Source organism: Peribacillus sp. N1, from assembly GCF_054600815.1.
In genome coordinates this window covers 986096-999732 of record NZ_BAAHZO010000001.1, presented here as the reverse complement: position 1 = coordinate 999732, position 13637 = coordinate 986096, and the positions used below count along the sequence as shown (strand labels likewise).

11 protein-coding genes and 1 pseudogene are annotated in these 13637 nt (G+C 38.9%); 8 read left to right on the top strand and 4 right to left on the bottom strand.

The annotated features are described in order from the left end of the window. Positions 1-650: 650 nt before the first annotated feature. The 5 genes from ACYP5M_RS04725 (at position 651) to ACYP5M_RS04705 (ending at position 7571) form a co-directional block, all read left to right on the top strand. Entirely contained in the window at positions 651-1403 is a 753-nt protein-coding gene (locus ACYP5M_RS04725) for a hypothetical protein (protein ID WP_230175878.1), read from the top strand. Positions 1404-1689: 286 nt separating this feature from the next. After that, positions 1690-2685, top strand: a complete 996-nt coding sequence (locus ACYP5M_RS04720) for a cation diffusion facilitator family transporter (protein WP_434167039.1) — start codon at positions 1690-1692, stop codon at positions 2683-2685. Between the two features lie 162 nt (positions 2686-2847). Then, a complete protein-coding gene (locus tag ACYP5M_RS04715; protein ID WP_260357994.1) occupies positions 2848-3597 on the top strand; it encodes a Cof-type HAD-IIB family hydrolase in 750 nt (249 codons plus the stop codon). A gap of 172 nt (positions 3598-3769) precedes the next feature. Further along, on the top strand, positions 3770-4768 hold the full coding sequence (locus ACYP5M_RS04710; protein ID WP_137017632.1) for an NAD(P)H-dependent flavin oxidoreductase: 999 nt from the start codon (positions 3770-3772) through the stop codon (positions 4766-4768). Between the two features lie 406 nt (positions 4769-5174). Continuing rightward, positions 5175-7571 (top strand): YhgE/Pip family protein, encoded by a 2397-nt coding sequence (locus tag ACYP5M_RS04705; protein ID WP_459734718.1) that lies wholly within the window; start codon positions 5175-5177, stop codon positions 7569-7571. A 196-nt stretch (positions 7572-7767) separates the two neighbouring features. On the opposite strand, the gene ACYP5M_RS04700 is transcribed toward ACYP5M_RS04705, so the two are convergent. The 4 genes and pseudogenes from ACYP5M_RS04700 to ACYP5M_RS04685 form a co-directional block, all read right to left on the bottom strand. Further along, positions 7768-8367, bottom strand: coding sequence for an exonuclease domain-containing protein (locus ACYP5M_RS04700; RefSeq protein WP_459734717.1), 600 nt, complete (start codon positions 8365-8367; stop codon positions 7768-7770). A gap of 69 nt (positions 8368-8436) precedes the next feature. Beyond that, a pseudogene (locus ACYP5M_RS04695) lies at positions 8437-8676 on the bottom strand (transposase); the annotation flags it as partial. 590 nt (positions 8677-9266) lie between these two features. Continuing rightward, a complete protein-coding gene (locus ACYP5M_RS04690) occupies positions 9267-9884 on the bottom strand; it encodes a helix-turn-helix domain-containing protein (RefSeq protein WP_459734716.1) in 618 nt (205 codons plus the stop codon). A gap of 282 nt (positions 9885-10166) precedes the next feature. After that, positions 10167-10793, bottom strand: coding sequence for a CAP domain-containing protein (locus ACYP5M_RS04685; RefSeq protein WP_101225430.1), 627 nt, complete (start codon positions 10791-10793; stop codon positions 10167-10169). A 337-nt stretch (positions 10794-11130) separates the two neighbouring features. Between ACYP5M_RS04685 and ACYP5M_RS04680 the strand changes: the two genes are divergently transcribed. From ACYP5M_RS04680 to ACYP5M_RS04670, 3 genes are all read left to right on the top strand, one after another. Continuing rightward, the gene (locus ACYP5M_RS04680; protein ID WP_434167034.1) at positions 11131-12363 is read left to right on the top strand and encodes an NAD(P)/FAD-dependent oxidoreductase; all 1233 of its coding nucleotides are present in this window, start codon (positions 11131-11133) and stop codon (positions 12361-12363) included. Between the two features lie 64 nt (positions 12364-12427). Continuing rightward, a complete protein-coding gene (locus ACYP5M_RS04675) occupies positions 12428-13006 on the top strand; it encodes a GNAT family N-acetyltransferase (protein ID WP_459734715.1) in 579 nt (192 codons plus the stop codon). A 154-nt stretch (positions 13007-13160) separates the two neighbouring features. Then, a complete protein-coding gene (locus tag ACYP5M_RS04670) occupies positions 13161-13595 on the top strand; it encodes a DMT family transporter (RefSeq protein ID WP_137017639.1) in 435 nt (144 codons plus the stop codon). The last annotated feature ends 42 nt before the right edge of the window (positions 13596-13637 follow it).

The window sequence follows — 13637 nt, the reverse complement described above, 5'->3', positions numbered from 1 at the left end:
AAGAAAGAAAACTTGATTATCCTTCATGGTTTTTACTTTTTTGGGGGTACACTTTGAACGTTGATTTTCACTCCAGGCACTCGCTTTCCGCGGGCAGTCCGGGAGCCTCCTCGGCGCTCTTTGCGCCTGTGGGGTCTCCCTTGGACGCGCTTTTCTAAGCGGGAGTCTCGAACACCCGCTCCAATCAACTGAATTGTATTTTAAGAAAAAAACTGTAGGCTGGTCTCATCCCGAACCATGTTAAAGACTAGTTTTTCTTTATGGTCTTTACGGTTTGATGAAACCCTCCTCACTGGATAGAAGGGGTTTTCAACAATTCTAACGAGTTACTGACCCCACAGGCGCTTAGGTGCTTGGTTTGATGTGACATGGCAGACAGTCGGCGGAAAATGGAGCGGATTTCAGAGATACTGGAACGTTTTTCAAATAAAAAACTGCAGGCAAAGGCTCTTTTGAATTTGTCACAGTCTGGGCTGCTCTTAGTGGGCAGCTTTTTTTCTGGTTACAAAAATGATCGCATTCATTTCATGGTAAAGATTTAAGCGAGTTGGGGATTATGACTGCAATCAACCATTACGATACTCATTCATTTGCAACTTTGAAATCCTTTGCTAGAATATAATCTATAGAAAAGATTAGGAGTGGTTACTGTGGCTGAAACTCCAGCTGAAGATTTGATTCATTATATCGCACCAAAAGGAGAATTTATCCCTTTTTTAGATGATACGGACTATATCGCTAAAGGATTGGAATGGAAATTATTCACTGCCCGTTCGGTAAAAAGAGAACTAGTATATAAAAGCGGAAGTTTTCAAGCAAAGGTCAAATTAGCAGGTTATGAACAATACGGCAACGGACTTGACACTGTAGTCGTTCAATTTGAAAATGGTAAGCTTAGTTGCATTAACCCTTCCTATTTAAAGGAAATGCAAAGCTCCAGTTTCGGAAAAGAATTGTTGAGTGGCCCGGTTTCCGAAACAGCCGCAGTTCCAAGTGAAACTGAGCAGGTGATGGAAGCGCCAATTACGGAAAACTCCGATCAGCTAAGTGAAGAACCAAAACAAGCAAAAACCAAAACTAAAAAAACGACAGCAAAACCTAAGTTGGACTTACCTGGGGAAAAAGTGCATTTCACAGCGACCGTCAAGGAGTTCACGGCGAAAATGAACCATTTTACTGGTGAAGAAGATGAAGTCATACTCTTGGAGAATGTCAAAGTGACAACGGAACCTGAATTGACCATCGGCGATGCTTGGTGTGGATATAGCAAGACATTGAAAAAAGCTGAACTCGAAGAAGGTGACGAAATCGAATTTGATGGAAAAGTGGTCGACAAAAAATATAATAAAGAAATACGCTATAAAGTAAATAATCCATCTAAGTTAGTGAAAAAGGAAGGATAAACGCTTGAAGTTCTTGATAAGGAGTAAGCCGCCGCTTACTCCTTTTTTTGATGCATTAATCAGCCTTCAAAAGAAGTGGATGCGTTCATTGTGAACTTATTAGAATAGATGAGTCCGATTCTGGAATATATTCGTTTGTGGGAGATACAACTTAAAAACCAAAGTGATGCAAATTATTCGCAAATCGTATAGTTAAGGGTTTCGCTTTTGTGGTTTCATATATTCCAGTGTTGGGGATAATACATTATGAAAATGGATTTATAAAAAGATTAGGGGGGATTTTTAAATGAAAGAATTATTTCAGTTATTGAAACATGGTAATAAATCGGCTTTCATTGCTGCCTGTGTGAATAGTATCATCGCTGTGCTAAAGGGGATTGCTTACTTCATGACAGGGAATGTCGCTATGTTTGCTGAAACTTTACATACTTTGGGCGATGCTGCGAATCAGTTTTTCGTCTTCATTGGTTCCGCACTAAGTAAAAAGGCACCAACTGATCGATTCCCTGATGGTTTTGGACGTTTGGTTAACCTAGTATTATTAGGGGCAGTATTGATTGTCGGAATCATGTCTTATGAAACGATTAAAGAAGGGTTTCATCACATTTTGCACCCTGCAGAATCAACTGGTATCCTTATTAACTTGTCCGTCCTTTTCTTAGCGGTTGTGTTGGAATCATATGTATTATTTAAAGCGATGAAAGAAGTGGTGCATGAGACTGGAATCGAAGCTAAAGGAGCAGCCGTCATATTTAAGAGCTTCACTGGTTTAAAAAGAGCAAAACCAGCGACGAAATTAGTATTCATGGAAGATATGGTAGCGACCGGTGGCGGGGTGCTTGCGATAATTGCCATTTTATTAGCAAACTTCACGCCTTTCATTCAAGCGGAAGGAGTTGCTTCCGTCATGATCGGTCTCGGTATGTTCTATGTGGTTGGAAGGGTTTTTCTTGATAATGCTGCAGGGGCTCTTGGGGAAGCCGATATTGAAATGCGACAAAAAATCGGGACGATGGTCATGGATGATCCAGACGTAAGGGATATACAGAAACTGGCGGTATTAAAAGAAGGGGAAGACTTCCATGTAGAACTTGAAGTCGAACTTGATCCCCATATTTCAATCGCCCAAGCGGATGACATTAAAGATCGGCTATTTAATGAGATATTCAAGGAAAGAGGGGTAACGGATGTCATTATAGAATTCGATGAAAATGATGGTGTCCCAAAATGGGAAGGTCAAATAAAAAAAGAATTGAATGAAATTAAAAAAGACAGGGAGTAGAAAGAATGGCAGAATACAAAGTGTCATGATAAGAAATTTGCTTGATTATAAATATCACGACACTACTTATAATGCCTGTTCAATTATTCACGTACTTTCCATGCGTATGCATTATAAGCTATCATGGACTTAGTTACATAAAGAAGGATTATGAAAGGGTGAATAAGATTGGAGAAACAAGATATTAAGCTAGTTGCACTTGATATGGATGGCACGCTTCTCAATAAGGCAGGAGAGATATCTGAAGAAAATCGCAGAGCGATAAAAGAAGCCGAAAATCAAGGGGTTTTTGTGGTATTGAGCACAGGAAGATCCTATGCTACATGCAGTGATTTTGCAAAGTCAATGGAACTTCAATCATTTCTCATTACGGTAAACGGAAGCGAAATTTACGATAATCAAGGAAAACTAGTGGAAAGGAATATAGTCGATAGTGATTCCATACAATGGATGTGGGAATTAAGCCAAAAACATGGTACACATTTCTGGGCAATAAGCTGCGATAATATTTACAGGGCTGAAATGCCTGAGAAAATCCATGATTCGCAATGGCTTAAATTCGGATTTGATACAGATGATGAAAGCATCCGCAAAATCATCATGGATGAACTGGTGTCAAAAGGAAACTTTGAAATAAGCAATTCAAGCCCGACGAATATTGAAGTGAATGCCATGGGCGTAAATAAAGCGAAAGCGATAAAGCTCGTATGTTCATTGCTCGATATTACTATGGATAATGTTATGGCAGTGGGTGACAGCCTTAATGACCTTGCAATGATTTCTGAAGCAAAAGTGGGTGTGGCAATGGGAAACGCCCAAGAAATTGTGAAAGAAAAAGCAGATTGGATTACAGCGACAAACGAAGAAGATGGTGTGGCTAAGGCAATTCGTAAATGGGCGCTTTCAAATTGAATCGAAACTGTATATGGGACGTATCCATATACAGTTTTTTTATTGAAATGGCGCTGCCGAAAATGAAATTTTTGCTGCTAAATTAAATTTCTTGAAAATTGTGTATTTTAGAAGTATGATAATCTTGTAGTGTTATATTTTGGTAATATATTAATAATGGGAGGTTTAATGGATGACTAGAAGTTTGCCTGAACAGTGGTGGAATCAATTATCTTTACCAGTTATCTCAGCACCTATGTTTTTAATATCCGGTCCTGAGTTAGTGAAAGAATGCTGTTTGAATGGGGTGATCGGCTCTTTTCCAGCACCGAATGCGCGTCCGATAGAGGTACTGGATCAATGGATGGGTGACATAAACGACACATTGATTGCAGCAAAGGATAAAGAACCAGGCTCAAAGATTGCTCCATGGGCAATGAATATGGTTGTCCACCGTACATATAGCCGGCTTGAAGAAGAGTTGGAATTGGTCAAAAAGCATCAGCCTCCCATCGTCATTACATCATTAGGTTCACCCAAACATGTGGTGGATGTCGTACATAGCTATGGCGGCTTGGTCTTTTCGGATGTCAGTTCTGTGGATTTTGCAAAAAAAGCTGCGGAGTCAGGTGTGGACGGATTGATCTTGGTTGCCGCGGGAGCCGGTGGTCATGCGGGTGAGATAAATAGCTTTGCTTTCGTGGACAGCGTAAGGACTTTCTGGGACGGAATCATTTTGCTTGCCGGATCCATCAGTACTGGTCACAGTATTTTGGCAGCTCAGGCAGCTGGAGCGGATCTTGCATATATGGGTACACGTTTTATCGTGGCGAAAGAGAGCAGGGCAAATGATGAATATCGTGAAATGCTTGTCGATTGTGATCATGATGACATCATCTTGACTGATGCATTTTCAGGTGTTAATTGTAATATGCTGAAACCGAGCATCAGAAAGGAAGGCATGGACCCGGAACAATTAGCCAAAAAAGAAAAAGTCGATTTTGACAGCATGTCCAAACCATCTGAATCTAAAGCGTGGCGTGATATTTGGTCAGCGGGTCATGGTGTAGGGGCAATTAAAAAAATAGATACCGCTGCCGGCATCATTAAACAATTGGAAAAAGAGTATCAGGAGTCTTTGAAGAAATTGACCGGGCAGGCCGAAAAATTAAAAGGAATTATATCAAAATGATATGAAAGCGCTTTATTAATTATGCTAATATAGCTAACAAAAAGGGTATCCATTATGGATATCCTTTTTTGCTATATAATGTCAGACATAATTCATGATAAGGTCTCAATCAGCTAAAAAGGCAATCAAAATAGGATATAAAGAGAAAAGCAGTAAATATACGAGGTAAGATTGTGAAAAAATATTGATAAAAAGAAGGATAAATGTTATATTATTTTCGTGATACTGACCAAATGAACAATATGGTCAGTAATTATTGATTGTTTAAAAATTATATATATTAAGGTGAAGAAGAATTTAAATTTATATTGCAGAAGCAAATGACTTAATTATGCATTCTTCAATCAGTTTTCACCTAGATAGATTAATAAACGGCATATTCGTCGTATAGGAGGGCTTGGTAGGCGTGTTTAAATCTTTAAAGGGTGAATTTTTAGCCATAATAAAACATCCTATGATACTCATTTCCATAATAGGGATCATACTGATTCCTTTATTATATAGCGGCACGTTCCTGTGGGCATTTTGGGATCCATATGGTAAGGTCGACCAATTGCCTGTTGCCATTGTCAATATGGATGAGGGTGCGGAGTTCAATGAATCGGAACTTACAATAGGAAAAGATTTAGTCAAGGAATTAAAGGAAAAGAAGGATTTCGATTGGCATTTCGTTAGTCAAAAAGAAGCCAATGAAGGTCTTGAAAATCAAGATTATTACATGAAAATAGAAATCCCGAAAAACTTTTCGAAGAATGCAACGACCTTACAGGAGGACAATCCGGAAAAACTTGATTTGATTTATACGTCCAATGAAGGGTTCAACTATATATCGACTAAAATAGGTGACGCAGCTTCGGAGAGAATTAAAGGGGAGGTATCGTCAGCCGTTACGAAAACCTATGCAGAGTCAATGTTCGATAATTTGAACGAAGTGTCTGACGGACTCAAAAGTGCCAGTGATGGAGCTGGGGAATTGAAAGATGGGACAGATACAGTGAAGAACGGATCCAGTGAACTTGGTGAAGGGATTAACTCAGCCAAAGAAGGGTCCAAAAAAGTGGATGAAGGAATTGATTCCCTTCATTCAGGTTCTGTCGAGATCCATGAAAACTTGGAAAAATTAGCTGAAAAATCATTGACCTTTTCGAATGGGGTCGGTTCGGCAGCTGCAGGATCGAAAGAACTCAATCAAGGGTTACAACAGTTCAGCTCTGGTGTTGGACAAATGAAAGATGGGCAATCCGAGCTTTTGCAAGGAGCCAAGAAATCTGAAGCGGGAACTGGTGAATTGGCCTCTGGACTGCAGCAGTCATTAGAGGGCTTCAATCAAATAGAAGAAAAGCTGCCCGCTTTGACTGAGGGAGCAAATGGTGTAGCGGCTGGTGCTGCCCGGCTTTCAGGTTCATTGTCTGATTGGAGCGCAGCATCGAACGAAGCAAAAGCGGGGGCATCTGAAGTGTCGGCAGGATTGGATGAGGTTATTTCCGGATTGAAACAACAATCTGAAGCTGCGGATGATCCTGCAGAAAAAGCGCGTTTGGAGGAAGTGATTTCTTCTCTAACCCGAATCAGTGAAGGTAGTAAAGGAGTTTCTGAAGGAGTAGGGAAACTATCAGCCAGTGCAACTGAAATTGCTAAAGGCTCAAATAGCCTTAGTGATGGTGCAAATCAGTTAGGTGAAGGTACAAGTGCATTAAGCGGAGGTTTCACTCAATTAAAGCAAGCTCAGGATAAACTCGCCAATGGGGCGAATGAACTGAAAAATGGTCAAGGTCAATTGGTGTCTGGTTTGACAACATTTGGCGATAGTATAGATTCCGCTCAGAGTGGGCTAGGACAGTTAACCGAAGGCAGCAATAACTTGGTAAGCGGGCTTGATCAGCTTGAAGATGGCTCCAAGCAATTATCAAGTGGAACCTCACAGCTTTCCGAAGGTTCGAAAGGTCTGGTTACGGGAACGGATAAGTTGAAGGAGGGTTCATCCAGCCTTACTAGCGGTATGGGAGAACTGGCGAATGGTGCCATAAAGTTACAAGATGGAATCGCCAAACTTTCAGATGGATCTGCAGAATTACATGAGGAATTGAATGACGGGGCAAACGAAGCAGGTAAGATAAAATCCAATGAAGAAGTATATGACATGTTTGCAAGCCCAGTTAAAGTCGATAAATTACCAATTAATAATGTACCGAACTATGGAACAAGTTTTGCACCATATTTAATTTCATTAAGTTTATTTATCGGGGCTATCGTTCTGACAATCATTTTCCCGTTAAGAGACCCTGCTGTTAAACCGGCGAGTGGATTTAGCTGGTTTATTAGTAAATACAGCGTCATGGCTCTCATAGGAATCTGTCAAGCCATATTGGTGGACTCGATTTTAATTTTAGGCCTTGGAATCAATGTTACGAGCCTGCCGCTATTTTTTGCAGTAAGTATTCTTGCTAGCTGCACATTCATGGCAATCATTCAGTTCCTTGGTTCGGCCTTTGACAATCCTGGCCGGTTCATAGCATTATTGATTTTGATTCTTCAACTGACAAGCAGTGGCGGAACATTCCCAAATGAATTGGTTCCAGGCTTCCTGCAAGGATTCACACCGTTCTTACCGATGACTTACTCTATTAATGCTTTTCGGGCAGTGATTTCAACAGGAGATTATAGCTTCATGTGGCATAATCTTGGCATATTGGCCATATTCCTCGTTGCGGCATTAATATTATCACTTCTTTACTTTATGTATCGGCATAAGAAATTGAACGGCGCATTAAATGAACAACAGGAAAAAGCAACTGTACAATGATCAAAAAACAGCGACCCGTCATGGGTCGCTGTTTTTTGATAAATATCAGGTAATAAGTGAAATGCAGGAAAATAAAAGTGCCCCTAAAATAACACCAATCGTAAAGAAATGTATTCATTTTCTAACGGAATTGGCAACGGTTTGTTTGTGACTAAACATTGGTGCAGCCTGAACAATGAAGTAATTATTGAAACGGCTATACCCTTGTCTTTTGAGTTGCAGGTGCATATTTCTTCATCGGATTTTTTGCAATGACATCCTTTAAATAAGGATGGCCAGAAGGACCTGGTTTTCTCATAAGTTCCATTAGATAAGCAATATCGTCCATAGCCCTGTGTGTTTGAAAATTGGTGATATTATGTGCCTGCAGTAATGTTAAGAGTTTACTATTCTCAAATCCATATTGCTTCCAAGGTACATTCCGCATCGTACAGAACCATTTTTGATCATTGATTTCCGGATACATTTGGTAGAGAAAACTTCTATCGAAAGAAGCATTATGTGCGAAAATAGAATCGGTACGGGCAATGAAGGATCTAATTTTTTCATCGTGAAAACTTTTTCCTTCGACGGAGCTGTATGGAATCCCATGAATTCTGTATGCTTGATCATAATTCCTTCTTGCCCCATAGGAAAGAGGCTCCCTCAAAAATGATTTTTGATCAACAAGATTAATGATTTCCCCTGTTTCACTGCTGTATGTAAAGAGTATAAGGGCAAGCTCGATAATTTCATCTGAAGAGGGACGTAAACCAGTTGTTTCTACGTCGAGTACTAAACCTAATCTATTAGTCAATTTTTTTTCCTCCAGTTTGGTTACATTCTTCTATTATAGCTGACATAGAATAGCTATTGAAAGTGTAATGATCGTTTTACGCATGGAACGAATACCGAAGGTATATTGAATGAATGTCAGTTTAACTAAAATAACTGAATCAATACTTGGGCGTCCTACCTCTGAATACATATCTTTCACCAAGTCATAAATGAAAGTGAAGTCAATGGAAGCCTCAATTATACGAACCAAATGATTCGCCGGCACCAGTTGATCTAAAGTAATCATTTCAAGTTGGTCTCGCTGAATAGAATTATGTTTCGAAAGCATCCTCATCACCTCAAGTATTAATAGTTCTATTTTAAAACAAAAAAGATTATAGGCAAAAGGAGTTCCATCTAAAATTTTAAACATAGTTGATTGGAGGGAGTGTGCGAGACTCCTGCGGGAATAGCGAGTCCAAGGGAGACCCCACAGGCGCAAGTGCGCCGAGGAGGCTCCCGGACCGCCCGCGGAAAGCGTGTGCCTGAAGTGGAAATCAACGTCAAAATTTGTAAAACCAAAAAAAACTGTAGACAAACTCGATTTTCATCGAGTTTGTCTACAGTCTGAGATAGAGATTTTAAGCAATCTCTATCTTTTTTTATCCATTGAAGTTCATAAGCATTGCAAAATGCTTTCCAATTCATGTTCGGCAATTTGTACGAATTCTTCGTTTTTTTGAAGGCTGAAAATGTTCTTGGATTGCTTTATATAGTGCAGTCCTTCTTCAGGTTGTTGAAGATGAACCAGATTTTTACCAGTTAAAAGATGGAGTTCCGCATATAAATATAATGATTCTATCGAATTGCAAATGTTGATCCCTTTAAGAGTATAATTTAATGATTCCTGATAATAATGAAGTTCAGTCAATGTTTGTGCTAATCCATGAATGATCTTACGATAATGGTACCTTCTTGATTCACATGGGGAATATTCTCGATAAATTCCAGTGCTTCATTGAAGATGGCGATGGCCTCTTCATAATTCTTCGTTTTAAAATGGATGATCCCGATACTATTTAAAACTTCTATTTCCTGTTGATGAAGAATGACTCGTTTACCCATGGTAATATGAATGGCCTCATTCAATAATTCTATAGCCTTTTGTTTGTCATTGTATAAATAAAAAAAAGAGATACCTTCATGCCATTTTAAGAATTGATAAAATGATATCGATTTTTCCGGTGCAGTTGCCATTTCTTTTTGGACGATTTCATAGATTGCTTCATAATTACGAGTTCGTTTGTATTTGTTAATCAAAAGTTTTATCGTTTCTATGTAATTATAAATCGGTTCATTTTTGGTAGTGAAGAAATACGGCAGGTCAACTTTAAGTTTATCCGCAAAAAGTGCCAATTCATCAATGGTTGGAGAAGTGATGCTTCTTTCATAATCTGACAGGGCATTAGGTTCACATATATCCTTAGCCAGTTCTTCCCTTGTAAGATTTTGTTTTATTCGTAATTCGTTGATAACAGAGCCAACCTCTATTTTCATTACAATTGCCCCTTTGTACCTATGTCTAGAATTCTATTTTAACATAATTTAATTTTTATCAGTAAGATAATGAAAGATGGTTCGAAATAACTGCTTTACGTGTTTTCCAAGGTATCCCTACAACAAAAATTATGAATTGCGTTTTATTATTGAAGTGAGCAAACTAATATGACGTCTTTTCAATATAAAGTGAGAAAAGTATATATTCACGGATAATAGCAAGCATTAAATTTAAAATATAAGGATAAAAAAAGAGGCGGCAACCTGCCGCCTCTAACGTTATTAATTTCCAATGAATTGCTGGGTCCAATAGTGGGCGTATTTCCCTCCTGTCACATGCCCAATTCCAATATGTGTATAGTTCTTGTTCAGGATATTGGCCTTATGTCCGGGGCTGTTCATCCATGATTTCATGACAGCATCCGCACTAGGTTGACCTGCTGCGATATTTTCCCCTGCGTACTCGTAACTGATCCCAAAGGATTTCATCATATCGAAAGGCGATCCATAACTCGGGCTTGTATGATTGAAATAATTATTATCACGCATATCCTCAGATTTCAGAATTGCTACGTTGGAAACGTCTGTATCCATTTCAAGGGGAGAGAGGCCAGCTTTTGAACGTTCTTCGTTAACCAAACTAAGAACCCGCTGTTCAACTGATTGACTTTCTTTTTGATTTACTGTTGTGTTGGATGCCGGAAGATTAATGATTTGTCCGATTCGAATTTGATTTGCATCCTTTATAGCAGAGTTCGTTTTGAGTAATTCGTCAATGCTGACATCATATTCAGAAGCAATTTTCGTTAAGGTATCTCCTTTTGCCACCTCGTATGTATTGGCTCCCATTGCAACTTTTGGAGATAGTAGGGATAGAGACAGTGCTGATAAAATGATGATTTTCTTCATTTTGATTCCTCCTAGTAGAATATCTGGATTGGAAGTATAGTATGCTATAAAAATAGTTTTGTGTAAAATTAGCTCATTAACATTCTTTATTGGAATGGGAAAAAGGTATCGAATAAGAACATACAAAATACGGGTCCATATAACTTGGGAGAGTATATGGTAAATCAAAATCATAGGGCTTTTTGATAAATTGGTAGGATCATTACATGTAGATAAAGAATCATTTTACGTTTGCAGGCCGTGTTTGTCAGGGTAAACAATAAGAACATCAAAACGATATAGTTATATGTAACTAAATATGATTGAACTAATAAATTATCCTAAGGGTGGAACTTGTATGGATTTAAAGGCAGGCAAATTGTTTTGGAAAGATACATTTGAAGCAAAAGAATACCCAATGCTGGAAGAGGATCTTTCATGTGATGTTTGTATAGTGGGGAGTGGTTCATCGGGGGCGCACTGTGCCTATTTTTTGGCAGAGACGGGTCTGGATGTGGTTCTGATCGATAAACGGGATATAAGTGAAGGGAGTACGGTTGCGAATACTGGACTCTTACAGTATTCAAATGATAAAACATTAACATCCCTCATTCATAGTTTTGGAGAAGAAGCTGGGACGCGGCATGTTCTGCGTTGTTTGGACGCCATTCGGATACTTGAAAAAGAGGTTGTTCCAAGTTTAAAGGAAAACCCGGATTTTAAAATTAGAAAAAGCTTATACTATGCATCCAATCCCAAGGATGTTTCTATGCTTAAAGAAGAATATAATAATCTGAAATCCCGCAATTTCCCTGTTGAATATTATACTGAAAAAGAGATTAACCGGAAATTTTCATTTCCGAAAGCAGGAGCGCTGGTTACAGATAATGATGCTGAAATCAATCCTTATAAACATGCACATTTATTGATTGAAAAGGCAGTTTCGAAAGGCGTACGTGTCTATTCAAAAACAAAAATCAATGGGAAGATATTAAAAGAGAATCAAACCCAGTTATTTACCCAAACCGGACATACGATACATGCACAGACGGTCATCTTCGCAACTGGGTATGAAGCCCAAGAAGAGGTGAAGGATAAAAATGCAGTGATTCTCAGTTCGTATGCCATCGCAACCAATCAAATAGCAGATCAAGCTAAATGGCATGATAATATGATGATATGGGAAACGGCACGGCCTTATTTATATGCAAGAAAAACTCCTGACAATCGAATTATCATTGGTGGTCTTGATGAATCGACCGGTTATCTGGATAAAAGGGATTCAATGATTTTGAACAAAAGAGATAAATTATTAAAGCGGCTTGTCAATTTGTTTCCAGAATTAGAGAATCGGATTTCGGCTGATTATTATTGGGGAGCTTTTTTTGGTGAGACCCATGATGGCTTACCGACAATAGGAATGTATCCTGACCATCCTAATTGCTACTTCTTATTGGGTTATGGCGGGAATGGAACGGTTTACAGTGTCATCCTTTCCCAAATCATCAGGGATTTGATTACAAAGGGTGGACATGAGGACTCGGCATTGTACGTTAAGGAAAGGAATTTTTCAAAAAGTATTGTCCATTAAAACAGGTATCTCTTATTCATGAATAGAAATAAGTAGACAGCTGAATATACGGAGGGATTCTTCGATGTGGTTTAAGGAATTGGAAACAGAAAGGCTGCGTTTAATCGAAATAGGTTACCATCATGCTGAGAGTCTATTTGAAATCCTCTCTAAAGATGAAGTGACTAAATATGATGGGATAGAAAGTTTAACTCTATTAGAAGATGCCCGTCGCTTAATCGACTCGTTTAAAAGTGCCTATATAAACAAACGTGGGATGCGATGGGGAGTCATTTTAAAGGATTCAGGCAAATTCATCGGTACCGTTGGCCTGAATCAATTGAGCCTAGCCAACAAACGCGCCGAAATAGGATATGAAATCCATCCTGAATATTGGAGGAAACACCTTGCGTCTGAAGCTGTCGACGAAGTATTGCGCTATTGCTTTGAAGAATTGAAACTACAAAGAATCGCCGCTTTAACTTTCAAGGATAATATTGCATCCAGAAACCTATTGAAGAAATTTGGATTCAAAGAGGAAGGCAGCCTCCGAAGTTATCTATTTCTTCGTGAACAATCGCATGATGCCCTTGTGTTTTCCTTGTTAAGCACAGAGTATTGCCAGTTACGGCAACAAAGTGTTCAGGGATCAAATAGATTTTAGTTTAATATAGAAGATTGCAGCTGGCCCAAGTGCCAGTTTTTTATTTGCAGATGATTTTATATTAGTAATGGACAATATACATATTTTTCATGTTAAAATGGAATGCGAATTCATTTAATCAGTCCGGGTGGACATAAAAAGGAGCAAAATCATTGTGAAGATACTATTTCCGTTGCTTGCGGTCCTAGGTGGCATCACCATTGCCATACAAGGACAAATCAATGGTGGATTAGGGAAAAAAGTGGGGGTCATTGAGGCTTCTTTCATTTCGTTTGGAATCGGGACACTCGCTTTATTATTTATTGTTTTGTTTGCAGGAAATGGAAATATTTCTGCGGTAGCTTCTGTACCAAAATGGCAATTGATAGGCGGACTGTTAGGGGCTATTTATGTCATTGTTATTATATTGGTTGTCCCTCAGATTGGAGTGGCACCTGCATTGGTCGGGGTTATCGCAGGCCAGATACTAATCGGGGCTGTCATTGACCATTTCGGTTTATTTGGAGGGGTTCGCATCCCATTGGACGCGAAAAAGGTGGCAGGCATATGTTTACTTTTCGTGTCATTATATTTATTTAATCATAAATGAAGAAGGGTCATTTTTCATTGAAACGACGGGTACATATAGGGG